Source organism: Streptomyces sp. SYP-A7185 (assembly GCF_046103685.1).
Classification (GTDB): Bacteria; Actinomycetota; Actinomycetes; order Streptomycetales; family Streptomycetaceae; genus Streptomyces.
Map to the genome: position 1 here is coordinate 9,228,584 of NZ_CP122310.1, position 23,893 is coordinate 9,252,476.

A 23,893-nucleotide genomic window follows, 5' to 3' on the forward strand; every position below is an offset into this window, starting at 1 on the left:
CATCGACCTGTGCCGACGCCCCGCTTCGTGTTGTTCGTGTTGTTGATCCAGCGTTCCTGACGCTCGCCTCCGTCCGGTGAACTTCCCGGCGGCGCGGCCCTGTTCGTCTCCGCACTTCGGTGCGCTTCCCCGAGTTGCCCGGCTCCGTCCGGCGGCACCCGCTCCTCTTCCGGCACCCACGGAGGCCTCGTCCCCATGTCCACGACCCCTTCTCCACCTCAGGTCGACGTGACCCCACCGCCCGACATACCGCCGCCGCGTCAGCGCTCCCGTGGCACGGCGTGGGGACGCCGCGTACGCCATGTCGGTCTGCCGCTGGGCTCGCTGCTCCTGTTCCTTCTGCTGTGGCAGCTCCTGGCGGTGAGCGGCACGTGGAGCGAGACGCTGGTTCCGCCTCCGGCCAAGGTGTGGAGTGCGTTCATCGAGGTGTCCACGACACACGACGGAGTACGCGGCTACAACGGCACCACGCTCATCGAGCACCTGGGCATCAGCCTGCGGCGGATTGCGCTCGGTGCCGGCATCGGCATCGCCCTCGGGGTGGTTTTCGGTCTCCTCATGGGCACCGTCGGCTGGGTCCGGTCGCTGTTCGAGCCCTGGATCACCTTCCTGCGGACGCTGCCTCCGCTGGCGTACTTCTCGCTGCTCATCATCTGGCTGGGCATCAACGAGGAACCCAAGATCACGCTGTTGGCCGTGGCCGCCTTCCCGCCGGTGGCGGTCTCCACGACGACCGCGGTGACCGCCGTGTCGCAGAGCCTGATCGAGGCGGCGCGGGCCCTGGGCGGCTCGCGGTGGGACGTCATCAAGGACGTCGTCGTGCCCTCCGCCCTGCCCCAGACACTGACCGGCATCCGGCTGGCCGTGGGCGTGGCCTACTCCTCCCTCGTAGCCGCCGAGTTGGTCAACGGACTGCCCGGCATCGGCGGCATGGTCAAGGACGCGGCGAACTACAACAACACTCCGGTGGTGCTCGTCGGCATCATCGCCATCGGCATCTCCGGACTCGCCATCGACGGCCTGCTGCTTCGGCTGGAGCGAGCCGTCGTGCCCTGGCGCGGGCACGTCTAGGTCTCCTTGCCCTCTTCGGCGGCCGCTCCCGCCTGCTCCACAGGCCCTGCGGCATCACATCCCTCCGGCACCACATCCCCGCTGCACCGCGATCCCCTGCGCACCGCACTCCCTCCTGAACAGAAACGGCACGCCATGTCTTACTCTCGCCTCACTTCCGACGGCCCTTCTGGCCACCCTTCCCGACGCCTGCTGCTGGCCGGCGCGCTGGCCGCGGTGTCCGCGGCCGTCACCGGCTGCTCCTCGGACAGCGAGGCGTCCACGTCGGGCGGGGCCAAGCGGCTGCGGATCGGCTACTTCGCCTTTCCCAGCGGCGATCTGCTGGTGAAGAACAAGAAGCTGCTGGAGAAGGCGCTGCCGGACTACAAGATCACTTGGATCAAGTTCGACTCCGGTGCCAGCGTCAACCAGGCCTTCCTGGGCAAGTCGCTCGACATCGCCGCGCTGGGCTCCAGCCCGTTCGCCCGCGGGCTCGCCGGGAGTTCCCCGATCCCGTACAAGGTCGCCTTCATTCTTGATGTCGCGGGCGAGAACGAGGCGTTGGTCGCCCGCAAGGGTGCCGGGATATCCGATGTCGCCGGTCTCAAGGGCAAGACGATCGCCACGCCCTTCGCCTCGACGTCGCACTACAGCCTGCTGGCGGCGCTGGAGACGGCCGGTCTCAAGGCGTCCGACGTCAAGCTCGTGGACCTCCAGCCGCAGGCGATCATCGCCGCCTGGCAGCGCGGGGACATCGACGCGGCCTACGTCTGGCTGCCGACACTGGACGAGCTGCGCAAGACGGGCACCCAGCTCACCAGCAGCAAGAAGATCGGCGCGGCGGGCAAGCCGACGCTGGACCTGGCCGTGGTGTCCGACGAGCTCATCTCCAGAGACCCCAAGGCGATCGACACCTGGCGGAAGGTCGAGGCCCAGGCCCTGCGCCTGCTCAAATCCGACCCCGACGGCTCGGTCAAGGCCATCGCCGCCGAACTCAGCATCAGCGCGGCGGACGCCAAGGCCCAGCTCGCGCAAGGAGTGTTCCTCACGCCGGGCGAGGTCGCCTCCGCCGACTGGCTGGGCACCGACGGCCACCCGGGCAAGCTGCTGACCTACGTCACCGACACCGCGCAATTCCTGGCCGACCAGAAGCAGATCGACGCCGCGCCGTCCGCGGACGCCGTCCGCAAGGCCTTCTACCTGAAGGGACTGCCCGATGTCCTCAAGTGAGACCGTGACCAAGGCAGTTGAGGTCGGGGACGCCGAGCGGGCCGGATCGGTACGCCTGGACCGCGTCACCCACCAGTACGGCCGGGGCCGCGAGACGGTCACGGCGGTGGGGCCCGTCGACCTGACCGTCCCCGCGGGCGAGTTCCTGGTGCTGGTGGGTGCGTCCGGCTGCGGCAAAAGTACGCTGCTGCGACTGATCGCGGGCTTCGAGCAGCCCACGCACGGCTCGGTGCGTATCTCGGGCGCCGCACCACGACCGGGGCAGACGGCCGGTGTGGTGTTCCAGTCGCCGCGGCTGTTCCCGTGGCGGACGGTGCGGGGCAACGTCGATCTGGCACTGCGGTACGCGGGGGTCGAGCGGGCCCGATGGAAGGAGCGGCGGGCGGAGCTGCTGGCGCGCGTGGGCCTCGAAGGGATGGAGGAGCGGCGCATCTGGGAGATCTCCGGGGGCCAGCAGCAGCGCGTCGCCATCGCCCGCGCTCTGGCCGCCGAGAACCCGCTGATCCTGCTCGACGAGCCGTTCGCCGCGCTGGACGCGCTGACCCGGGAGCGCCTTCAGGAGGACGTACGGCAGGTGACCGCGCAGACGGGACGGACCACGGTGTTCGTCACCCACTCCGCGGACGAGGCGGTGTTCCTCGGCTCGCGCATCGTGGTGCTGACCAAGAGCCCCGGGACCGTCGCCCTGGACCTGCCGATCACCCTGCCGACGGGCAAGGTCGACGCCGACGAGCTGCGTGAGTCCGCGGAGTTCACCGAGCTGCGTACGCGGGTCGCCCACGCGGTGAAGTCGGCGGCGGCGGCCTGAGGCGGGGCGGCCTGCCCGGGTGCCGCCCTTTGCTGCCCCTCTGCGCTCGCGCGGTCGCCCCGTCCAGCGATGTCCGGCAACGGCTAGCAATGAGGGGCACGGGGCTGCGGGTCGGGCGTGGCTGCCGCTTCCTGGGCGGCCATCACCGCATCGCCGTGCTCGAAGGCCCAGGCCCCGATGGCGTCGATGGGCGCCAGCAACGTACGCCCCACCGGGGTGAGTCGGTACTCGACCCGTGCCGGCCCCTCGGGGTGCTCCTGCCGCTCGACCAGCCCGTTGAACTGCAACCGCCGCAGGGTCTCGGTCAGGACCTTGGAGCTGATTCCGCCGATCTGCCCGCGCAGTTCCACCGGACGCCTGGGGCCGTCGCGCAGCGCCCACAGCACCACGGCGTTCCAGGTGTTGGAGAGCAGGTCGAAGGCGAGGCGGGCGCGGCAGTCGGCCAGGAAGGCGTTGGTGGTCACGTACCAAATGGTGCCCGAACCGTCTTCTAGCGTCGGTGTGAAAGGTCGAACAGGCAGGGAGAGGGACCGCGTGATGAGAATCGGCGTACTGGGCACGGGCAACATGGCCGACGCGCTGGCCACCCACTGGGTGCGGGCCGGCCACGAGGTGGTCATCGGGGGACGGGACGCACACAACGCGGAGCGGCTCGCGGCGCGTCTCGGTGGCGGTACGAAGACGGCCGGGCTGCGCGATGCGGCCGCGTTCGGCCAGGTGGTGCTGGCCGCGCTGCCCTTCGGGGTGGGAGCAGCCGTGGCGCAAGAGTTGAGCACGGCCCTGGAGGGCAAGGTGCTGCTGGACTGCTCCAACCCGGTGGGACCGGGCTTCCGGCTGCTGACGGAAGGGGGCCCCTCAGCCGCGCAGCAGCTGGCCGCCGCGGCACCGGGAGCCCACGTGGTCAAAGCGTTCAACCTCTGCCACGAGGACGTGTGGCGCATGCGGCCGCCGGTCTTCGACGGTCGGCCGCTGGCCGTGCCCGTCTGCGGGGACGACGAGACGGCCCTCGCGCGGGTGCGTGAGCTCGTACGGGACGTCGGTGGTGACCCCGTGGCCGGGGGCGGTCTCGAGCGTGCCGGGCTCCTGGAAGCGGCCGCCGCGCTGTTCATCGCCCTGTGGGTGGGTGAGGGAGCGGACGCCCAGGCGATCGCGCCCCCGCTGGCGTACGCGGCAGGGCCGAGCCCCCGGTAGTCCGACGGGCCCCGGGCTCCTCGCCGCGGGGGCGCGGGCCGCCGGCGTCAGGTGGCGATCCGGCGCAGGGCGAGGAGAGTGGCGTCGTCGGTGCGGTGCGGGCCGTCCAAGTGGGCCACGAGTCGTTCGACGTACTCCTGGAGGCCGGTGCTGTCGAGGCCCGGGGCGGCCTCCTCGAAGCAGCGCTCCGCGGCCGCGAGGAAGCGGTGGGTGTCCAGGTCGGGGTCGGTCGGCCGGCGTTCGGTCAGGCCGTCGGAGTACATCAGGACGATGTCGCCGACCTCCAGGGGTGTGGCGGTGGCCGTGTAGGCCGTGCCGGGCAGGACGCCCAGGGGGAGCCCGGGGCCGCCGTCCGGGGTCGGCAGCTGGGTGGCGTGGCCGTTGCGGAGCAGGACCGGGCGCGGGTGTCCGGCGCACGTCCAGCGGAGCAGGGCGCGTTCGGGGTGGTAGCGGGCGATGATCGCGGTGGCGGTGGATTCGCCGCCGTCGGCGCAGGCCACTTCGTTGAGCCACCGTGTGAGCCGTTCGACGGGTTCTTCGGTGTAGGCCAGGCCCGCCAGGGCGTACCTCAGCTTGGCCATCAGCGTGGCCGCTTCCAGGCCGTGCCCGCGCGCGTCGCCCAGGGTGATCAGGATGCGGCCGTCGGGCAGCTTGCGGGCCTTGTACCAGTCGCCGCCGACGCCGGCGCCCCCGGCGTCGGGCCGGTAGACGGCCGCCGCCTCAAGGCCGAAGGACTCCAACTCGTCCTGGAAATGGGGCAGTACGGCTTCGCGCAGGACGTCGGCGACCTCCGCGACGGCTTCGGCGCGCTCGTGCTCGTGGCGGGCCTCGCGTTCGGCGCGTTCGGCCGCCTCGCGCCGCCAGCGGTCCGTGGTGACGTCGATGAGGACCGCGCGCAGGGCCCACACCAGGCTGCCGGGGGCGATGCGCACGGGTTCGGCGACCATGCGGAACACCCGATCGCCGTTGCCGCGCAGGCGCAGTTCGCACTCGGTGGTGCGCTTGCGCAGGATGACGTCGTAAAGCGCCTGGTAAAGGGCGGGCAGGCTCTCCGGTGTGGCGGCGGTGGCCAGGTCGAAGAGGCCGGGCACCGGAGCGTCCTCGGCCAGGCCGAGGATCTGGCGGAATCCGCGGGAGGGCTCGACGCCGTGGTCACCGAGGTTCCACTCCGCCCAGCAGGTACGCATCAGCTGCTGGGCGGCGGCCGCCATGCGAAGGCGGTTTCCCCGCTCCCAGGTGAGCAGGAAGTGGTCGCCGCAGGGCGCGACACGGATCTCGGCGCTGATGCGCACCGGCCCTGTGGACGTGCACAGCGGCCACTCCACCGTTTCGGGGCCCTGCGGCAGGCGCTGGCGGCAGGCGTCGACCAGCATGCGCGGGACCGCCGTATCGGCAAGGCCGGGAAAGTGCTGGAACAGCGGCAGCGGACCGTCCCAGAAGGGTACGGAGTCCGCGGGGGGCCGGGAGGCCGAGTTGGATCCGGCCAAGGAGTTCTGGGCCAGGAAGAGGGCGTCCTGGAGCTCGCCGTCGCCGCCGAAGACGGGGGTCAGCAGCAGAGCCGGGATCGGAAGGGCGTCCAGTACCTCCTGGGGGGAGGGCGCGACGGCGGACGTCGGCGGCCGTGGTGCGGGGGCTTCGGGGTCCGTGCGAGGTCCGGTCCGGTTGAGCTCGAAGTACGCCGTGACCCGTCGCCGCTGGGCGTCCAGGAGCTCCTGGATCGCGTGCAGCTCCAGCCGGGAGCGTGCATCGCCCACCGCGGCGGGATGGTCCACAGGCATAGCCGGCCTCTCGGTGCGGTGTGTGCGGGCAGCGCCCGAACAGCATCGAGGCGAGGAGCCCAGGCCGCCAGTCGACGTGGGCCGGGTGGCGGCCCCGCGCTTGCGGGACGAGCGGCCGGTTGCCGACGGAATCCAGGACGAGCAGCACGCTGAGCGGGGCGCATCACGCGCTGGCCGTTCATCACCGCCGACGCGGGCAGGAGGGCGCCGAACTGCGCGATCTTCCCGGCGCGGCCCTGTGTACGTCTGTTCGGGAGCGCCGGCTGCCTCGAAGCGCGTGGCCTGATCACCCGTTTGTCGAAGCCTCATTCAGTGTTGCGGCCGCTGCGTCCACAAAGGGCGTGATCAGCCGAATGTAGGCACGCAGCGCTTCTTGGAACTCACGGCGGTTCTCGCGGCACGCGTTCTCGGCCATGGCGGCCAGCGCGGTCGTGAGCGTGCCCGACATGATCAACAGGTTCGATGCCGCGACTTGGACCGTGGACGGGCCCTCCAGGTCGATCAGGGTCACCGCACGACGCAACTGCTGATGCCGATCACGGTGTGCGGTCAAGGCGGCGTCGGACTCGGCGGTCGAGAGCCCGTCGACTCCCCGGAGCCCGTCGGCGACGACCTGAGCCTGCTCGATGAGCTCCAGGTAGGCGGCCCGCCGAGTCTGCCGGGTGCTCTCACGGCGCTGCGCCGCAGTGGCCGCGTCGACTTGGACACGGGCAGCGCGGGCGTTGCCCCTGCTGGTCAGCCAGCTCGCCAGTGAACTGGCCGCGATCGCCGTCACACCGGTGAGGCCGGCGACGAACAGCGCGTTGTCAGACATGCCCGAGAGTCTGTCCAAGAAGCCGCGCGTCAGCCACCACTTCCCGACCGCTCGAACCAGGACGGCTGCCCCGCATCCACGGCGGGCCCGCATCCACGGCGGGCCGATCGGTCTTCAGGTGACCCCAGCTGCGGGTGTGGACAACGGCTTCAGGCGGGACCCCAGGGGCACACTCGACTCGATGTCCGGCGTCAGCAGTGGGTTGCAAGCCCCCTTCGAGGGCACGGTTCTGGTCCGTCCGTGGCCCTGCTTGCAGTCGCCGGGTCCGTAATGAGAGGAGAGATTGTGCGGGTGTTCCTTGCGGTCTTTGCGTTCCTCGCGGGAATCACGCTGATAGCAACCAGAAAGAAGTTTGGGCAGAAGGCAGTCAATCAGCGAAATTTCTTCGGGCGGGCGAATGCTGCCGCCGGCGAAGGGGCGGCCCGGTCGGGCCCGCTGGTCATTGGATGCTTCATGATCCTCATGGGCGTGCTGGTGGCCACTGGGCTCGTGGATCCCGAATAGACCGGTGTCGCGCACCCGCTTCCCGCGTAGTGCCGACAGAGCCGGTGCCCGCCGTCAGCACCGGGCCCTGGCGCTCGGTCCGTGGAGCGACCCGCGCGGCGGTGGGCGAAGCGGCGAGGTGCAGCGTCTGCGCAGATCTCTGCGCAGACGCTACGGCCGTGGCCGTGCGCAGGCGTTGCACGGACTGGTCACCTTCGTGGCAGGTCGGGTCGGAGTCGCCCGAGCCACGCTCAGCGGCGGCGTCCGCGCCCCCGACCGGGCGCCGACCATCCCGACCCCACGCCGCCCAAGTGCAAGGCGAGCAGGGCGAGCCCGACGAGCATCAGGCTCGTCGGGCTGAAGATCACCTCGGTGGAGGTCTCGCTCACGTTGATGATGAAGGCGATGACGAACAGCACGGCCGCCGCGAGTGCCAGCATCTGTATCTCCCGTTGATGAGCGGCGAACCACAGGCGATTCCGGTGGCTGTGCCGACCCTCGCCGAATGCCCCGAATAGCGTTGGCCATGCGTGTGCAGGGTGTGTTGGGCGAGCTGCGACGTGGATGAATTGCTGGGACCGTCCATCGGCGTGTGCGAGGCCGGCCGGAGTGGTGCCGGGCTCAGTCCGCCCGCTCGCGCCAGTGCGCGTGGTTGCCCTGAACCTCGGCGATGCTCGGGTGGCGTACGGCCTCCAGCTCGTCGTCAGCGAGAAGGCCGGCGATGAGGGCTTGAGAGCCGAAGACTTCGGTGGCACTCAAGTCCCAGTCGGTGAGGACGAACCAGGAGCCCTCCTGGGCCCACCAGTGCGCAGGGAACCGGGACCCTGTAGTTCGCTCGGGCCATGCGCAGGCATCGTGGTGGGCCAGCGCCTCATCCAGGCGGCCTCGACGGGCCGTAACCGGTCTCCCCAGGTCCTCGATCGCGGCTTGGGCCCAGTAGCACTCCGTACGCAACCCGGTAGGGCTGTGGCGGGCCAGTACCTCCACCAGACGGGCCAGACTGCCGCGGTCGATCTCGCCCACGGTCGGACCTTCGAAGCCTTCGGGCAGGTCAAGGCCCTCGAAGACCCGGAACGAGGGGGTGTACGACCAGTCCTCCAGACGCCTGCCGAGCTGCGCCAGCACCTCACCCCACCGGGCCCGCTTCCCTCCCACGGCAACGGCGTGCAGCACCCAGCAGCGATCCGGGAAACCCTCCTGGGGCTCATAGCCCAAGACGGTCTTGTCCCCCTCCAGGGCCGGACGCAGGCCGCCCAGCGAATCGTCGTCCGACACAAGCTCCAGCGCGGCGTTCCTCAGCTTTTCGACCATCATGCGGCGTTCAGTGACCAGTCGAGAGTAAGTGACCAGGCGAGATCCGTTCAGGTCGGCAGCGGGTCGAAGGTCCAGATGGGGCGGCTGTGGGCCTGGGCGGCGGTGGTGAGGCGGTGCTGCTCTCCCAGGGTTTGTGTGAGGTCGGCCAGGGCGCGGTCCCGTATCTCCCGCCCTTCCTGGTCGGCTCCCCTCGAATCGAGCTCCGCCGCGACGGCCATCTGCGCCAGCAGCGTCTGTGGATGGCGAGGGCCCAGCGTTGCCGCCGTATCGCGAGCCGTGGCCCTGGCCAGTGACAGGGCTGCCTTGTGCCGACCCTGGTGGCTCAAATCAGAGGCGAGGTTGTAGGAGATGCCGAGCGTCCAGGGGTGGCGAGGGCCAAGGGCGGTAGCGGCGGACCGCATGGCCTGTTCGTCCAGGGCCAGGGCGCCCGCCGCGTCACCGCCCATTCGAAGGGCCGCCGCGTGGTTGGTCAACGCGCCTGCCGTGTAGGGGTGTTCATGCCCGAGCAGTGACCGGTGGCGGCTCACCGCGTCTTGGCACAGCGCGGTGCCTTCATCTAGGTCACCGTGCGAACGCTCCGCGGCCGCATGGCTCGTTGCGACCCTGAGGGCAAGCGGGGTGTCGGGCCCCAGGAGTTCATCGGCGGCTTGGCGCACCTCTCGAAGCCTGGTCAGCCCTTCTCCGACGGTGTCGTTGCGCAGCTCGCAGAGCGCCAGGTGATGTTCGGCGCACAAGGTGGCGGGGTTCTCGAAACCGAGCAGCTCACGGTAGCTGAGTGTGGCCTGCAACTGCTGTGCCAGGGCGTTCTCGAAGTGGCCCAGCAGACGGAGGTCCAGCGCGTGGCGTGCCTGTGCGAGGAGGCTGCCGATGGTCGGGGGTTCCGTGAGGTTTTGATAGCCCGCTACCGCGCGGCGATCCAATGACAGGGCTTCGGAGTAGCGTCCGAGAAGGCGTAGGGAATCAGCTACCCCGACTACGGCTTCGAGGGTCGACGGATGGCTCATGCCATGCAGATCCTCACGCCCTCTGCATGCCGTGCGGGCTTGCTCCAACGCGCTCTCGTAGCGGCCAAGTCCGCGCAGATCCGCCGCGACGTCACCCGTCGTCTCGATCGGGTCGGCACACTCCGGGAGCTCTGCCGCGCGGAGTCTTTCCTGCTCCTGACGGTCGGCGTCCCACGCTTGGGCGTAATCGCCGAGGGATCGCAGGACGCCGCTGCGCCGCGTTGCGAGGACGTGCGGTTGAGGCGGGTCGCCCTTGCCCGGTCGACTGGCCCATGCGCGCTCGACGCGTTCGATCAAAGACAGCGCGGAGCGCACTTCGCCGCGCAGATGAAGATAGTGCGCACAGTTGAGGATCAGGCCTGAATCCTCTGCGCCGGCTTCGCCCGGCGCGGCCGAGGATTCCAGGTGCGGGACGATCTGGGCGTACTGCGGCCAGGCACGGACATGGGTGGGATCCCGCGGATCGGCGGTGGCGAGAGCGTGGCGGACGCGGCGCAGGAGCGTCGAACGGTAACCGCCGGCCATGTCGTCGCGGACCACTCGGCGGACCAGTGGGTGCATGCGCAGAATGGCGCTGGGCGCCTCGAGGGCCTCCTCATTGTCCTCGCCGGATTCCACGTCGGCGAGGGAATGCGCCACGATGGTGCCGACCATCTCCTGCCAGCGCAGCGAATCCAGCGACTGTCCGCGCAAAGGTTCCGGAAGGCTGAGCCGGAGCAGGCCGAGCGGGGCACCGCTGTCCGCGAACAGGACGCAGACGTGCAAGAGGTCCACAGCTTCAGAAGATGATTCGCGCAACCGCCTGAGAACGGCCAGCAGGGCGCGGGAGAACGTCGTCGGATAGTCGCCCGTAGCCCTGAGGGGCGCCTTTTCCCAAGAGGTGTCGCGCAGCCGGTCGAGGTATTCCGCCACGGCGATCCGGGTGTGATCGAGGTAGGCGAGCGCCTGGGCGATGGCCAGGGGGTGGTCGCCCAGCTCGTCGGCCAGTCGGTCAGCCTGGGGCGGCCGCATTCGCGGAACCCTGCGGTGGATCAGCTGAATGCTCTCCTGCCGGTCAAGTGGCAGTACCCGCAACGTCTCCACCTGATGCTCTGCCCAGTCGCTGTTCTGAGAGGTGATCAATACGTGGCCCGGGCCGTCGGGGAGGAGGCCGGCGATGTCCGCGGGTTCCTCGGCACCGTCCAGAACCAGCAACCAGCGACCGTACGGGGTTCCTCGACGCAGGGCGGTCAGGACCGTGTCGATGGACCGACCGTCCTGGCCCGCCCCGAGGGCCGGCGCGGCAGCGGCGAGCCCCTGCCGGAACTCCTCCGGCGTCCCTGCCCGCACCCACCACACCACGTCGTACTGAGCGGCAAACCGATGAGCGTACTCGGCGGCAAGCTGTGTCTTGCCGATGGCCGGCATGCCGACCAGAGCCGCCACGGCCGCGCCCGGCGGAGCATCGTCCAGCCAGTGGCGCAGCTGTCCGAGCTGGGTGCCCCGGCCGGTGAAACGTGGATTGCGCCGGGGGACCTCGCCCCAGACGGGGGGTGGCTCGGCCGGATATCGAGGGGCACTGGCGCCGGTCTTGACGCCCCCGAGATCCGGGTCGATCTTCAGCCACTGCAGAACACGGCGCTCATCGTCGTCCGCATCGACGCCGAGGAGCCGGGTGCACGCCAACGTGGTGCTCAGGTGGGGGAATGCGCGGTCCGTGAGGGTGAACGCGGTGAGCCGGCCCGCGGGAACGGATGGGGCGGCCGCCCGCAGAGCCCCCGCCCAGCCGTCTTCGCTGTGGCCGCCCGCCAGCACGAACTCCTCGCTGAGCAGCAGTATGTGGGTGCCGTCCACCACCAAGAGCGAGCGCAGGGCCTCCTGCAGGGGCAGGCCAACGGGCGGATCCCAGCTCTGGATGGCGGCGTCGTGGCCGATGATCTCAAGCCGGTGCCTGATCCACACCGCCCACGGCCGGTCGGGCCCCACATAGCTGATGGTGAAGCGGCCGAAATCGGTGCCGGAGCGTGCTTCGACCTCAATGGCCAGGCTGTCCTCCGCTGCGAGCATCTGATGTTCCAGCGCCTCGCACCGCTGCTCCGCCGCGAGGGCCTGGCGTTGCGCCTGGCCAAGGGCCCCTCGAAGCTGCGAGATCTCCTCCAGGAGATGCTCACGCTCCTCCAGCAGACGATGGTGTGCGGCGTTCAGCGACTCCAGTTCCCGCCGGTCCTGGCTCTGCTGGACGGTGAACGACAGCTGTAGCCGCTGCTGGTCGGCGTCCATCTCGGCAATGCGGTGCTTCTTGACCAACAGCGCCTCGGACAGCGCCTCCACGTTCGCCTCGGCGGACTGAAGTTTCCGGTCGGCATGGACCAACTGGTCTTTGAGGAGTTGTACCTCGTAGCCCAATTTGCTCGTGGCCTTCAACGCGGCCCGTTGCAGGGCCGTCACTCGGTCGGTGACCTCGACGGAGACAGGCCGTCGCAGGGCCTGAGCGGCATCGGTCAGCAGCCGTTCGACGAACTCGGCCGGGGCCACCGCCGTTCCGTTGAGGTAACGAGACACTGTGCCGGGGTCATAGTGCGTACGCACCGCATAGCGGCGCACGGAAATGCGCAAGCCGACGAACAGATGACGCAGCACTTCGGCCAGCTCGCGGCATTCGGGCGCAACGTGCGGCGGTATCGGTTTCAGGAAGCTCCCCCCGGCGTCCTCCCGCAGCACAGGCGCCAGCTCTTGACTTCCCGCGTGCTCGGGCTGCTCCGCCAGTTCGTCCACGTCCCGCCCCCGTCGGATTCGCGCGGCGTTGCGGCGACCTGCAACGCGTGCGCACCCCCACAACACCGCGTCGGCCGAGCAAAGTGAAAGCACCCGGAAACGATGCCGGTCTCACTGAAGGGACATCCAGAATGCCACGGTTGAGCCGCAAGAGCCCCTGTCCGGACAAGGCCGGCGCGCGCCCTGGGCCCGCCTTGGCCGCCGCAATCGTGTCAGGAGCGGTGGGCGCCTTATTGGCGTGGTTACTGGACGCGATTCCGTGGCCGTGACGCCCGAAGCCGACGGCCACGCACCCTGCTGGATGTCAGCAGACGCTGTCCGTCGGCTTGGGGTTGCCCAGGCCGAACAGGGGGCGCAGGCGCAGGCCGGCCCAGGTGCCCAGGAGGGCTACGGCGGCCCAGATCCAGCCGTGGAGGGATCCGGAGGCGATGCCGGCCAGGTAGGCGCCGATGTTGCAGCCGCCTGCGAGGCGGGCGCCGATGCCCATCAGGATGCCGCCGATGACGGCGGCGAGCGCGGTGCGGGCGGGGATGGTGCGGTGCAGCTGCCACACCCCGCCGGCCGCCGCCGCGACGGCCGCGCCGACCATGATGCCGATGTCGGTGAGGCTGTTCTTGTCGGCAAGGACCGGCCCCGACAGCTGCGCCGCGTTGCCGGGCTGCTGCCAGAACGCCCACGTCTCCGGCGAGCCGCCGAGCGCGTCCACGGCCTTCGAGCCCCACAGGGCGAACGCGCTGGTGACCCCCCAGGCGCCGCCCGAGACCAGCAGGACGCCGGCGCCGAGCACCGACAGGGCCAAGGCGCCCGCGGCGAGGGGCCAAGAGCCCCGCACCGTACGGCGGAGGGTGCCGCGCGCCGACGGCGGGGTGCCGACGGGCGGGGGAGTGCGGCGGGTCTGCACGGCGCGGGCGATGAACCAGATCCCGGCGAGCGCCGCGATCGTCAGGGCCCAGGAGCCGAACCAGCCGACGTGGTCGGACAGTACATAGGGATCGAGGGCGGGCAGATCGTTCCAGAGGCCGAACTGCCAGGCGGCCAGGGTCGAACCGGTGATGAAGCCGAGGAGGGTGAGCACGATGGTGCCCTGGCCGGAACCGACGGCGAACAGTGTCCCGGAGGCGCAGGCGCCGCCCAGTTGCATGCCGATGGCGAACAGGAAGGCGCCGACGAGCAGCGCTATGCCGATCGGCCCGGCGCTGGGGGCGGGTACCGAGCCGAACAGGCCGCTGCCGGTGCCGATGATCAGAGCGAAGAGCGTCGCGGTGGTGCCGAGCAGCAGGGTGTGGGCCCGCAGCCCGGTGCCGTTGCCGACGGCCACCAGCTGGCGCCAGGCGGAGGTGAAGCCGAAGCGGGAGTGGAACAGCGCGAACCCGAGCCCGATGCCGAGCAGCAGCAGGACGCCGGGCCTGGCGCCGTGATCCGTGAAGACGTAGCCGGTGAGCGCGGCACCGATGAGGCCCGCGATGACCAGCGGTGTCCGCCGGACCGGCGGCAGCGCTTCGGCCTGAGGAGCGGGCGCGGAGGTGGGGACAGGGGGCAGCAGGGTGATCCGGGGCGGCGCCCCTGCATCGGGAGCGGTGGTCACGGGGGTCTCCGGGAACGGGAGGGGGGAGGGACGGACGCGCGGTGGGCGCGCGGAACCGCGGGATGGTCGGACGCGTGCTGCTCGCGCGGAAGCGCGGAGCGTGGTGTCAGCGGCGACAGAGCGCGTCGTCGACGCTCCACGGCGTGGCCGCGAAGAGCGCGAGAGCGAGCTGACGGGCGGGTCCGAACATGCGCACCACCATAGGCATCCCTGAGAGATCCTCGGACCGCCGTCTCACATAGAGAACATCCGAACGAGACGGCCGCCTGTGTGCCTCGCCCCTCACCCGTACGAGATCACCCGTCTCCTGGCGCGGTCGCACCGCAGCCGCTCCGCCCTGCCGAGAGCCGTACGGTCACCGCTGGCTCCGGGTGGGATGCCCTGTGGCGGTGGCATCCCCACCCGGCGTCGGCGGCACGGCGGGTTTCTCCGTCGGGCCGGTGCCCGTCGCGGCGGTGCGCCGGTGCCGGGAGGCGGTGGCGGGAGCGCAGGCGGCGGCGACGAGCATCAGCAGCAGGACGGGAACCATCGCCGCGCGCAGCCCGTGGTGCTCGCCCAGGAAGCCGAGGGCGGGCGGCCCGGCCAGGAGCGCGACGTAGCCGATCCGGGAGGTCAGGGCGACGCGGCCGGCGGCGTCCGGTCCGGATTCGCCCGCTGCGGACAGCGCCAGCGGGAAGCCGAGGGAGGTGCCAAGTCCCCAGAGCAGCACGGCACCCCCGGCGGCCACCGGAGAGTCCACGAACGAGACAAGGGCTATGCCGACGGTCGTCAGCAGCGCGCCGCCCCCCAGCATCGCGGGCCGGCCGACGCGGGCGACCATGGGACCGCCGGCGAAGCGGCCGACCGCCATGGCGGCGGCGAAGCCGGCGTACACCAACGAGCCCAGGCCCGCGGGCATGTCATGACCGTCGACCATGAGGAGCGGCAGCCAGTCGGTGGCGGAGCCCTCGGCCAGCGTCATGCCCAGCACCACGCCGCCGATCAGCAGCAGCCGCCCGTCGAGGTACAGCCGGCGCTCCCGGACCGGACCGGTGGCCTCGTGTGCGGACCGGGCGTCGGTGTCCTTGATGCGGCGGCTGACCCCGGGGCGCAGTCTTGGCACCACGGCAGCGAACAATGCGACCACGAGGAGCAGCATGATCGCGAGATGCCAGGACACCGGGAAGCCGACGGCGGCGCCCGCCACGCCGAGGACCGCACCGGCCACGGTGCCCAGGCTGTAGCAACCGTGCAGGGCCGGCAGTACGGGTCGGTCGAGCTCGCGCTCCACCGCGGCCCCGTCGACGTTGCTGGCCACCTCCGACAGGCCCATGCCGGCGCCCAGAAGCAGCAGGCCGAAGGTCACCGTTGGCGCCGAGGACACTGCGGTGCCCATGGCCATCGTGGCCACGCTGGCCAGGACGAGGGCCATGCCGGAAAGGATGACGGGGCGGGTGGAGAACCGCGCCACCAGGGCGCCGGCCACCAGGATGCCCATCATCGAGCCGATCGACATGCCGAACAGCACCAGGCCCATCTCGGCGGTGGAGGCGTCGAGTTGGTCGCGGACATCGGGGGTGCGGGTGACCCAGGTCGCGAGCGACAAGCCGGGGATCGCGAAGCACAGTTGCAGGGCGACGCGGTGGCGGCGGAGCGGGCGGCCCAGCCTGCTGGTGTCCATACGGGCGGATGCTTTCGACGGGGGAGGGGGGCGTACCCACGCACCCTAACCTCGGCCCGCCGCGGCCTGGTTGCTGAGCTCGGCGGGCGCTCATGTGGCCGTGCGGCGCAGCGCGTAGGCGGCTGCGCCGGCCAGGAGGACGGCGCCACCGGCCAGCACGGAGGCGAGCGGCAGGGCAAAGGCCAGGACCAGGCAGCCGGCCAGGCCCACGACGGGGATGATCCGGGCCGGGCGGCCCTCGGCCGGGGTCAGGGTCCAGGCACAGGCGTTGGCGATGGCGTAGTAGGCGAGCACGCCGAAGGAGGAGAAGCCGATGGCCCCGCGCAGGTCCCCGATGGCGGCCGCGGTGGCGACGACGGCGCCGACGAGGAGCTCGGCCCGGTGGGGGACCATGAACTTCGGGTGTACGGCGGCCAGGGCGTGGGGCAGGTGGTGGTCGCGGGCCATGGCCAGGGTGGTGCGGGAGACGCCGAGGATCAAGGCGAGCAGAGAGCCGAGGGCGGCGACCGCCGCACCGACACGCACGCCGGGGACGAGCCAGTCCGCGCCCGCGGCGCGGGCCGCGTCCGTCAGCGGCTCCCCGGCCGCGGCCAGGCCGGCGGGCCCCAGGACGAGCAGGACGCAGACGGCGACGGCCGCGTAGACGAGCAGGGTGATGCCCAGCGCGATCGGGATGGCCCGGGGGATGGTGCGGGCCGGATCGCGGACTTCCTCGCCGAGCGTGGCGATGCGGGCGTAGCCCGCGAACGCGAAGAACAGCAGTCCCGCTGCCTGGAGCACGCCGCCGAAGGTGGCGTCCGACCCCACGTCGAGGCGGGCCGCGTCCGCCGCGCCGGAGGTGAGGGAGGCGGCCACGACGGCGGCGAGCACGGCCAGGACGAGGGTCACGATGACGCGGGTCAGCAGCGCGGACTTCTGCACACCGGTGTAGTTGAGCGCGGTGAGCGCCACCACGGCGGCGACGGCGACCGCGTGGGCCTGGCCGGGCCAGACGTAGGAGCCCACGGTCAGGGCCATGGCGGCGCAGGAGGCGGTCTTGCCGATGAGGAAGGCCCAGCCGGCGAGATAGCCCCAGAACGCTCCCAGACGCTCACGCCCGTAGACGTACGTGCCTCCGGAGGCCGGATAGAGGGCGGCGAGCCGCGCCGATGAGGTCGCGTTGCAGTAGGCGACGATGGCTGCGAGGGCAAGACCGATCAGCAGGCCGGAGCCGGCCGCGCGGGCGGCCGGAGCCAGTGAGGCGAAGATCCCTGCGCCGATCATTGAACCCAGACCGATCAGTACCGCATCCGGCACTCCCAGCCGTCGCTGGAGTTGGCCGGGGGCTCCGGGGGCGGGCGAAGGCGTGGTGCTCAACCTCTTCACTCCTTGACGGCCGGCGGCGCGGTGACGTGCGGTCCGCGCGAACGATAGGGGATCGACCTGAACAGGCCATGTTCTCTCTTCCCCGGCCGTGGGTCTTTCCCGGCCGTGGGTCTTTCCGGGCTGTGGGTGTGTCGCCCGGCCTTCGCGTGTGCGTTCAGGTCAGGGACTGGAGCGCGTACAGCGTGCCGAGGGTGGCGGCCAGGGTGCCGAGCAGCAGGCGGAGCGCGGTCTCGGGCAGGCGGGGCTGGAGGCGGGCGCCGAAGTAGCCGCCGATCAGGCCGCCGAGGCCGCAGGCCAGGCCCAACGGCCAGTCGGGGGCGACAGGACCGGAGCTTGCCGTGGCCAGGACGGTGTAGGCGGCGGCTCCGGCGAGCGAGGTGGTGAAGGTCGCGGCGAGCGTGGCCGGGGCGACGCGGGCCATGGGCAGACCGCGGGCGACGAGGATGGGCCCCAGGAGAGATCCCCCGCCGATCCCGTAGATCCCGCCCACCACGCCGACGGACAGTGCCAGAGCGGCGAGGGCGTACGGTGCCGGCTCGGCGGTGGGGGGCCGCTTGCGGGCGGGGCGCAGAGTGCGCCACGACAGCCAGATCCCCAGCGGCAGGAGCAGGGCGGCGACCAGAACGCGGAAGACGTCGGAGCCGGGGAGGGCGAAGACGCGGACGGCCGCTCCGGCGACGACGCCCGGCAGCGTCCACAGCACCAGGCGCCGGGCCAGGCCGCCGCGCAGAGCGCCGTCGCGGCGGTAGCGCCACAGGGCACCCGGCCCGGCCACCACGTTGAACAGCAGGTTGGTCGGCGTGACGGCGGGGCTCGGTACGCCCAGGACGCTGAGTTGGACGGGCAGCAGGAAGACCGCCCCGGATACGCCGACCGGTGCGGTCACCGTCGAGATCAGCAGGCCGGCGGCGAACCCCGCCCAGATCGTCCACTCCACCGCTGTCCCCGCCGTTCCTCGATCACCGGTCAGTATCGACGCAACCGGCTGCTCGTACGCCGCGGGGCAACACGATGTTCATGAACGGCAGGTGTGGTGGCCCGGCTCGCCGTCGTCGGCTCAAGGGCGGACGACGGCCTGCTCGATCAAGTCCTGCAGAGAGCGCTGTTGTTGAGGGGAGAGGCCGCTCAGCGGTGAGTCCTGGGCGAGGAGGTCGAGGAGCCGCTCGCGCAGGGCGCTGCCGTCCGTGGTGAGGACAAGGCGCTTGGCGCGCCGGTCGGTGGGGTGCGCGTGCCGTTCGACCAGGCCCTGCTTCTCCAGCTTGTCGATGACGAAGGTGGCGTTGGAGGGCTCACAGGTCATGCGCTCGGCGAGTTCGCGCATGGTCATCGGCCCGCTCATCTCGCGCAGCGCGGTCGCCTGGGCGGCGGTCAGGCCCAGTGTCGCGGCGCGTTCGCGCACGTGGTCGGCGATGTGCTGGGCCAATCCGTTCACCAGGCTGCACAAATTGCGCTCGGCGATGGCCTGGGGGTCCAGAGGGGTGGGCATGGGGCCATCCTAGCAAGTCCATCAAGTAAGAATATTTCAAGCTTGCATGATTCGAGCTTGATGCTTATCGTGGCATCGTTGCTGGCGACGGGCACGGCAACTGCCCAGAGGAAACGGGAGAGTTGGACGATGACGCACTCCATCACTAGCCGGGCTGACCGGGCTGACCGGGCTAACCGGGCCGATGAGGCGGGCCGATGGCGGCGGCCGGCCGCCATGCGTTCGATACGGCTGGGCGACACGAAGGTGTCCTACGTACCGGACGGAGCGGTGCAGCTCAGGCCGCTCGACTTGCTCCCCGACACCACCCGGCAGGTGTGGGCAGACCACGCGGGATATCTCGACGACTCCGGCAGCCTGGTGGCCAGCATCGGCGGTCTGCTGGTGGAGAACGGCGGCCGGGCGCTGCTGATCGACGCGGGGTTCGGGCCGCAGTCCTGGCCGCCCGGGCCGGATGGCCCACGCGGAGCGATCCACGGGGGCGCGCTCCTGGAGAGCCTGGCCGAACTCGGCCGCGGACCTGCGGAGATCGAGGCGGTCGCCTTCACCCACCTGCACCCGGACCACACCGGCTGGGCCTGGCATCCGGCACCGGGCGGCGACCAGCCCGTATTCACCCACGCCGACTACCTGGTGTCCGAACCCGAATGGGACCGGCGCGACCTGGTGGAGGCGCAGGAGACCGCCGGACTGTCCGGGCGCGTCCGGACCGTGGCCGACGGGCAGGAGATCTTCCCGGGGGTGCGGATGCGGCTGACCAAAGGCCACTCGCCCGGACATGCCGAGTACGTCATCTCCTCCGGCGGGCAGCGGTTGATCGCCTTCGGTGACGCCCTGCACTCACCGATCCAGATCGACCATCCCGAATGGTCTTCGGCCTGGGACCACGACCCCATCGAGGCGGCCACTTACCGCAGCCGTCTCGTCGCCCGGCTGGCGGAGCCGCACACCATCGGCTTCGGCGTCCACTTCGCCGACGTGGTCTTCGGGCAGGTCCGTCGGGACGGTGACCGCCCCGCCTGGCGGCCCCTGGACGGCTGACGGCGGCTCATGCCGCCGGGCTCCTCGGGGCCCGGCCCGGCGAACTCCCCTCACCTGGGCATCCGTTGATCACGGGCGAGCGCTCCCGGGGGAGTGGGTGCCCGACGGCAGGAGGGAGCAACTCGCCCAGGTCGCTTCACGCCCGGTGGTGTCGGCTCCGCGGCCGTCTCGGGCCGTACGGCTCAGGTGCCGTCGAGCGCCTTGCGGAAGGAGCCTCCGCGGTGCAGGGCGCGCTCGATGCTCTCCAGGGATCTGCCCCGGGTTTCGGGTACCTTCGCCGCCACGAACGCGATGCAGGCGACGTTCATCAGGGCGTAGATGAGGAAGGTGCCGGACCGGCCGATGCTCTCGATGGCCGTCAGGGCCGTCACCGCGATCAGCAGGTCGACGCCCCACACGGTGACCGTGGCCAGACTGGTCGCCGGACCGCGCACGCTCAGGGGCAGGATCTCCGGCCCGATGAGCCAGACCACCGCCTGCATGCCCACGCCGTTGAAGAAGATGTACGCGAACAGGGCGACGATCACCGTCCAGCGCTGCGCGGGGGAACTGCCCGAGCCGAGGAAGGCCACCGCCATGACCGCCATCGCCAGGCCGGAGCCGGGCAGGAACCACAGCATCGTGCGCCGGCGGCCCACCCGGTCCACCGCGATCGCCCCGACCACGCCTGCGGCCACCAGCATCACGCCGATGCCCACTCCGGTCAGGAGCGCGGCCGTATCGCCGAAGCCCGCGTCGACGAGGATCGTCGGAGCGTAGTAGACGACGGCGTTGATGCCGGTCAGCTGGCTGAAGGCCGCGATGCCCACGGCGATCAGCAGCGCGGGACGCACCCAGCGCTGCCGGAGGTCGCGCCAGCTGCCGGTGGAGGTGTCCGCGGCCACCTCGACGATCTCGTCGACCTCTTTGCGGACGTCCGTGCCGACCGGTCGCAGCCGGGTCAGCACCCTGACGGCCCGGTCGGTCATGCCGCGTTCGATGAGCCAGCGCGGGCTCTCGGGCAAGAACAGCATGCCGATGCCCAGCGCCATGGCCGGCAGGACGGCCAGGGCGAACATCGTGCGCCAGCCGCCGCTGCCGGACAGCACCCACCCGCACAGGTACGCGATGAGCTGGCCGGTGGCGACCATCAGCTGGAACAGCACCATGAGCCGGCCCCGGATCTTGGCGGGGGCCACTTCGGCGATGTACACCGGCACCATGTTGGACGCGCCGCCCACCGCGAGGCCGAGCACGAAGCGGGCGGCGACGAGGGTGCCCACATCGGGGGCCGCGGCGGCGGCCGCCGCCCCCAGCGCGAAGACCACCGCGACCGCGATGACGACCTTGCGGCGTCCGTGGCGTACCGCGAGGCGTCCCGACAGCAGGGCGCCGGCCATCGCGCCGAGCAGGATGACGCCGACGACGATCTCCTGCTGGCGGGAGCTGAGATCCAGGTCCTGGCGCAGGTGCAGCAGGGCGCCGGAGATGATGCCGGTGTCGTAGCCGAAGAGCAGGCCGCCCAGGGCGGACACGACCGAGACCGCGTAGACCATGCGCGGCACGCGCCGTGGGCCGGCCGCGGATTCCTGCGTCTGCTCGGGGCGTACGGTCGTCTCAGGCATCGCCCATCACGAGACCCTCGATGGTGTGCTTCTGTGTCACCGGCTCCAGCACGTCGACGACGGGGCAGCGCAGATGGCGCCGGACCCGCTCGGGCAGGGTTTCCCAGTAGGCGCGGGTGACGGCGGTGTCGTGCCGGTCGCCGTTCGTCGAGTCGGGCCCGTCGACGCCCAGGACGAGCACCGGGCGTGCCTTGGCGGAGTGGTTCTTCGTTCCGCGGTGGATGGTCAGTGCGGTCCGCGCGGAAATGTCGCCGCGCTGGGGGTACTTGCGCACGGCCCGCTCCGCATAGCGCGGGTAGTGCGGCCTGGGCGGGAACATGCCGTGCCCGAACTCGGGGCTGTCGTCCCACTGGGTGCCCGGCGCGATCTCGAAGGGGCCCATGTCCTCCTGGGTGTCGACGGCCGTGACGTTGAACGCCAGGGAGGTCAGCCGCCGTTCGGCACGGGTCGTCTCCGGCATGGGGAAGTCGCGGTGCCAGGGCTGGTTGACGGCGCCTTCGAGCGGCACGTCGAAGCCGAGTTCGACGATGCGGTAGTCGGGGCCCAGTACGGCCGTGCAGACCGAGCGCACCCAGGGGTGGTCCACGAGGTCGACGAAGCCGCGCAGTTGCTCGGGGTGGATCTCCACGTAGTAGCGGTGCGGCCCGCGTCCCACGGCGCCGCCGGGCCGTCCGAGTGCCTCGTGGAAGGCGATGTCCACGTCCTCGCGCAGCCGGTCGGTCCAGTCGGTGGTGAAGGCGCCTTTGCGTGCGGTGATGCCGTCCGAGTACAGAGCCTCGACGTCGGGCGTCACGTCCACGTCGAGGGTCTCCGGATCGACTCCGGGGTATGCGTGCGGGCTCATGCGTGCCTCCTTGCAGCAGAACGTCCCGCACATGTTGCATCGTTGAATTCAACGTTGCAATAGTTTCCTGGCGGCGATCTTGGAGCGCCTCGTCCGGCATGCCACGATGTGCGGGTGAGCAGCAGCCTGAAAGACGTAGCCGCCCGGGCCGGGGTCTCGGCGCGCACCGTGTCGAACGTGGTCAACGGCTCCGCCCGGGTCGCGGCGCAGACGCGCGCACGGGTCCAGGAGGCGATCGACGAGCTGGGCTACCGCCCCAACCTCGCCGCGCGCAGCCTGCGGGCCGGCCGCACCGGCATCATCGGCCTGGCCATCCCGGAGCTCGACTCCCCGTACTTCGCGGAGCTCGCCGGCCTCCTGGTGGACGAGGCCCGGCGCCGCTCATGGACGGTGATCATCGACCAGACGCGGGGGGACGCCGAAGCGGAACGCCGCCTGCTGACGGGCGACGGCGGCCGCGTGATGGACGGACTGATCATCAGCCCATGGGCCCTGGCGGCCGACGAGCTGGCCGCCGCCGCACGCTCCTTGCCCGTCGTCCTGCTCGGCGAGCGCAGCCCGCAGGGCCTCGCCGACCGCGTGGCGGTCGACAGCGTGGCCGCGGCGGAGGAGGCCACCACACATCTGCTGCGGCTGGGATGCCGCCGCATCGCGGCCGTGGGGCTCCAGCCGCACCTGCGCAACGGCACGGCGCAGCAGCGCGCCGAGGGCTACCGCCGGGCCCTGCGCCACGCCGGCCTCACGCCCCGGCCGCAGTGGGAACGCCCGGTGGCCGCACTGCACCGCGAGGACGGCGCACGGGCCATGGCGGAGCTGCTCGACGACGGCAGCGCCCCGGACGCGGTGTTCGCCTTCACCGACGAACTGGCCCTGGGGGCCCTGCACATGGCGCACCTGCGCGGGGTGCGGGTGCCGGAGGAACTGGCCATCGTCGGCTTCGACGACGTCGAGGACGGCCGGTACAGCCACCCGACCCTCACCACCGTCTCGCCCGACAAGCGCCAGATCGCCGAGCGCGCCCTGCAGTGCCTGGCGGACCGCATCTACAGCCCGGACAACGAGGTACCCGCCTCCGACCTGACGATCACCCACCGCCTGGTCGTACGCGGCACCACCACTCCGGCCACGACCGCACCCTGATCACCGCGTAAGAGCCGAAGGAGGGCGGCGCTTGTCGTGCCCTCGGGGTGAGCGGCGCTCTCAGCGCCTGGGCGGGGGAGGAGTCACCAGCCCGCGGGTGATCCGGTTCTCTTGCGGTGCAGGAGTTGGCGGTCCAGCTCCTCGCGGAGTTCGGGAGCGAGTTGGCCCGTGCGCCGCCACTTCAGGATGCTTTCCGCGACGACCCGCAGTTTGGTGTTGGTGCGCATCGACACGGTGCGAAGAACGCCCCACGCCTCGTCCGGGTCGATGTGACCCAGCACGAGCAGCACCCCGATGGCCTGGTCGACCGTCGCGTGCGACCACAGCGCCTGCTTCAGCTGTTCGACTTCGTCGACGAGTTCTTGGACTGCGTCCGCCGGACCGTCGGTCTCCTGGGGATCCAGCTCGGGGCGGTGGGCGTCGACCGTCACGGGAAGTCTCCTTGCGGGGCGCGTATGGATGTTGCCTGTCGGGCCACAGACTTCCCGGTCGGTGCGTAGGACGCAACAACCCACCCGTACGACGGACACCTTCTGGCCCTGGCCTCATCATCGAGCCCACGACAGGATACCGAGCTTGGATGACCAGGGCGTGCCGGGCGACCGCGCACCGGGATCGTGGAGCGCGGCCCGCCGGGACATTGCGCGCATCTTTGCGATGGTGACAGGTGTGGCGGGAGGGAAACGCGGGCAGTTGACTTCGCACTGGAGCGTCCGCGTCCCCGGGGACGACGCTACTAGGC

At 71.1% G+C, this 23,893-nt stretch carries 21 protein-coding genes; 7 read left to right on the forward strand and 14 right to left on the reverse strand.

Annotation, left to right across the window (positions count from 1 at the left end; genetic code table 11):
* Positions 1-195: 195 nt before the first annotated feature.
* The 3 genes from QBL25_RS40705 to QBL25_RS40715 all read left to right on the forward strand — a co-directional run bounded on the left by QBL25_RS40705 (position 196) and on the right by QBL25_RS40715 (position 3,088).
* Positions 196-1,071 (forward strand): ABC transporter permease, encoded by an 876-nt coding sequence (locus tag QBL25_RS40705; protein WP_409062003.1) that lies wholly within the window; start codon positions 196-198, stop codon positions 1,069-1,071.
* A gap of 135 nt (positions 1,072-1,206) precedes the next feature.
* Positions 1,207-2,280 carry a glycine betaine ABC transporter substrate-binding protein gene (locus QBL25_RS40710; protein WP_409062004.1) on the forward strand — a complete coding sequence of 358 codons (1,074 nt, stop codon included), beginning with the start codon at positions 1,207-1,209 and terminating at the stop codon, positions 2,278-2,280.
* The gene (locus QBL25_RS40715) at positions 2,267-3,088 is read left to right on the forward strand and encodes an ABC transporter ATP-binding protein (protein ID WP_409062005.1); all 822 of its coding nucleotides are present in this window, start codon (positions 2,267-2,269) and stop codon (positions 3,086-3,088) included. Before QBL25_RS40710 ends, QBL25_RS40715 begins: the two co-directional genes overlap by 14 nt.
* 83 nt (positions 3,089-3,171) lie before the next feature.
* On the opposite strand, the gene QBL25_RS40720 is transcribed toward QBL25_RS40715, so the two are convergent.
* Positions 3,172-3,552, reverse strand: a complete 381-nt coding sequence (locus QBL25_RS40720; protein WP_409062006.1) for a winged helix-turn-helix transcriptional regulator — start codon at positions 3,550-3,552, stop codon at positions 3,172-3,174.
* Between the two features lie 73 nt (positions 3,553-3,625).
* Between QBL25_RS40720 and QBL25_RS40725 the strand changes: the two genes are divergently transcribed.
* Positions 3,626-4,279: an NADPH-dependent F420 reductase gene (locus tag QBL25_RS40725; protein ID WP_409062007.1), complete on the forward strand. Its 654-nt coding sequence runs from the start codon at positions 3,626-3,628 to the stop codon at positions 4,277-4,279.
* Positions 4,280-4,326: 47 nt separating this feature from the next.
* Here QBL25_RS40725 and QBL25_RS40730 read toward each other — a convergent pair whose 3' ends face one another.
* Positions 4,327-6,057, reverse strand: coding sequence for a PP2C family protein-serine/threonine phosphatase (locus QBL25_RS40730; RefSeq protein WP_409062008.1), 1,731 nt, complete (start codon positions 6,055-6,057; stop codon positions 4,327-4,329).
* A 286-nt stretch (positions 6,058-6,343) separates the two neighbouring features.
* Positions 6,344-6,871, reverse strand: a complete 528-nt coding sequence (locus tag QBL25_RS40735; RefSeq protein ID WP_409062009.1) for a hypothetical protein — start codon at positions 6,869-6,871, stop codon at positions 6,344-6,346.
* A gap of 240 nt (positions 6,872-7,111) precedes the next feature.
* Here QBL25_RS40735 and QBL25_RS40740 point away from each other — a divergent pair, with 240 nt between their 5' ends.
* Positions 7,112-7,375 (forward strand): hypothetical protein, encoded by a 264-nt coding sequence (locus tag QBL25_RS40740; protein WP_409062010.1) that lies wholly within the window; start codon positions 7,112-7,114, stop codon positions 7,373-7,375.
* 230 nt (positions 7,376-7,605) lie between these two features.
* Here the strand turns inward: QBL25_RS40740 and QBL25_RS40745 are convergent, their stop codons facing one another.
* From QBL25_RS40745 to QBL25_RS40780, 8 genes are all read right to left on the reverse strand, one after another.
* Positions 7,606-7,794 (reverse strand): hypothetical protein, encoded by a 189-nt coding sequence (locus QBL25_RS40745; protein ID WP_409062011.1) that lies wholly within the window; start codon positions 7,792-7,794, stop codon positions 7,606-7,608.
* A 181-nt stretch (positions 7,795-7,975) separates the two neighbouring features.
* Complete coding sequence (locus tag QBL25_RS40750) at positions 7,976-8,668, reverse strand: hypothetical protein (protein ID WP_409062012.1); 693 nt, start codon at positions 8,666-8,668, stop codon at positions 7,976-7,978.
* A 47-nt stretch (positions 8,669-8,715) separates the two neighbouring features.
* Positions 8,716-12,426, reverse strand: coding sequence for an FxSxx-COOH system tetratricopeptide repeat protein (gene fxsT / locus QBL25_RS40755; protein WP_409062013.1), 3,711 nt, complete (start codon positions 12,424-12,426; stop codon positions 8,716-8,718).
* A 304-nt stretch (positions 12,427-12,730) separates the two neighbouring features.
* Complete coding sequence (locus tag QBL25_RS40760; protein ID WP_409062014.1) at positions 12,731-14,011, reverse strand: YeeE/YedE family protein; 1,281 nt, start codon at positions 14,009-14,011, stop codon at positions 12,731-12,733.
* A 355-nt stretch (positions 14,012-14,366) separates the two neighbouring features.
* Entirely contained in the window at positions 14,367-15,671 is a 1,305-nt protein-coding gene (locus tag QBL25_RS40765) for an MFS transporter (RefSeq protein ID WP_409062015.1), read from the reverse strand.
* Positions 15,672-15,761: 90 nt separating this feature from the next.
* Positions 15,762-17,027 carry an APC family permease gene (locus QBL25_RS40770; protein ID WP_409062016.1) on the reverse strand — a complete coding sequence of 422 codons (1,266 nt, stop codon included), beginning with the start codon at positions 17,025-17,027 and terminating at the stop codon, positions 15,762-15,764.
* A gap of 163 nt (positions 17,028-17,190) precedes the next feature.
* Positions 17,191-17,973 carry a sulfite exporter TauE/SafE family protein gene (locus QBL25_RS40775; RefSeq protein WP_409062017.1) on the reverse strand — a complete coding sequence of 261 codons (783 nt, stop codon included), beginning with the start codon at positions 17,971-17,973 and terminating at the stop codon, positions 17,191-17,193.
* A 120-nt stretch (positions 17,974-18,093) separates the two neighbouring features.
* The gene (locus QBL25_RS40780) at positions 18,094-18,522 is read right to left on the reverse strand and encodes a MarR family winged helix-turn-helix transcriptional regulator (protein ID WP_409062018.1); all 429 of its coding nucleotides are present in this window, start codon (positions 18,520-18,522) and stop codon (positions 18,094-18,096) included.
* A 216-nt stretch (positions 18,523-18,738) separates the two neighbouring features.
* Between QBL25_RS40780 and QBL25_RS40785 the strand changes: the two genes are divergently transcribed.
* Positions 18,739-19,563 carry an MBL fold metallo-hydrolase gene (locus tag QBL25_RS40785; RefSeq protein ID WP_409062019.1) on the forward strand — a complete coding sequence of 275 codons (825 nt, stop codon included), beginning with the start codon at positions 18,739-18,741 and terminating at the stop codon, positions 19,561-19,563.
* A 182-nt stretch (positions 19,564-19,745) separates the two neighbouring features.
* Here QBL25_RS40785 and QBL25_RS40790 read toward each other — a convergent pair whose 3' ends face one another.
* Together QBL25_RS40790 and QBL25_RS40795 are read right to left on the reverse strand one after the other, a co-directional pair.
* Entirely contained in the window at positions 19,746-21,167 is a 1,422-nt protein-coding gene (locus QBL25_RS40790; RefSeq protein ID WP_409062020.1) for a sugar porter family MFS transporter, read from the reverse strand.
* Complete coding sequence (locus QBL25_RS40795) at positions 21,160-22,011, reverse strand: phytanoyl-CoA dioxygenase family protein (RefSeq protein ID WP_409062021.1); 852 nt, start codon at positions 22,009-22,011, stop codon at positions 21,160-21,162. The genes QBL25_RS40790 and QBL25_RS40795 overlap by 8 nt, the downstream gene beginning before the upstream one ends.
* Before the next feature lie 114 nt (positions 22,012-22,125).
* Here QBL25_RS40795 and QBL25_RS40800 point away from each other — a divergent pair, with 114 nt between their 5' ends.
* Positions 22,126-23,151, forward strand: coding sequence for a LacI family DNA-binding transcriptional regulator (locus QBL25_RS40800; RefSeq protein ID WP_409062022.1), 1,026 nt, complete (start codon positions 22,126-22,128; stop codon positions 23,149-23,151).
* An 83-nt stretch (positions 23,152-23,234) separates the two neighbouring features.
* On the opposite strand, the gene QBL25_RS40805 is transcribed toward QBL25_RS40800, so the two are convergent.
* Positions 23,235-23,582 (reverse strand): ANTAR domain-containing protein, encoded by a 348-nt coding sequence (locus QBL25_RS40805; protein WP_409062023.1) that lies wholly within the window; start codon positions 23,580-23,582, stop codon positions 23,235-23,237.
* Positions 23,583-23,893: the final 311 nt, after the last annotated feature.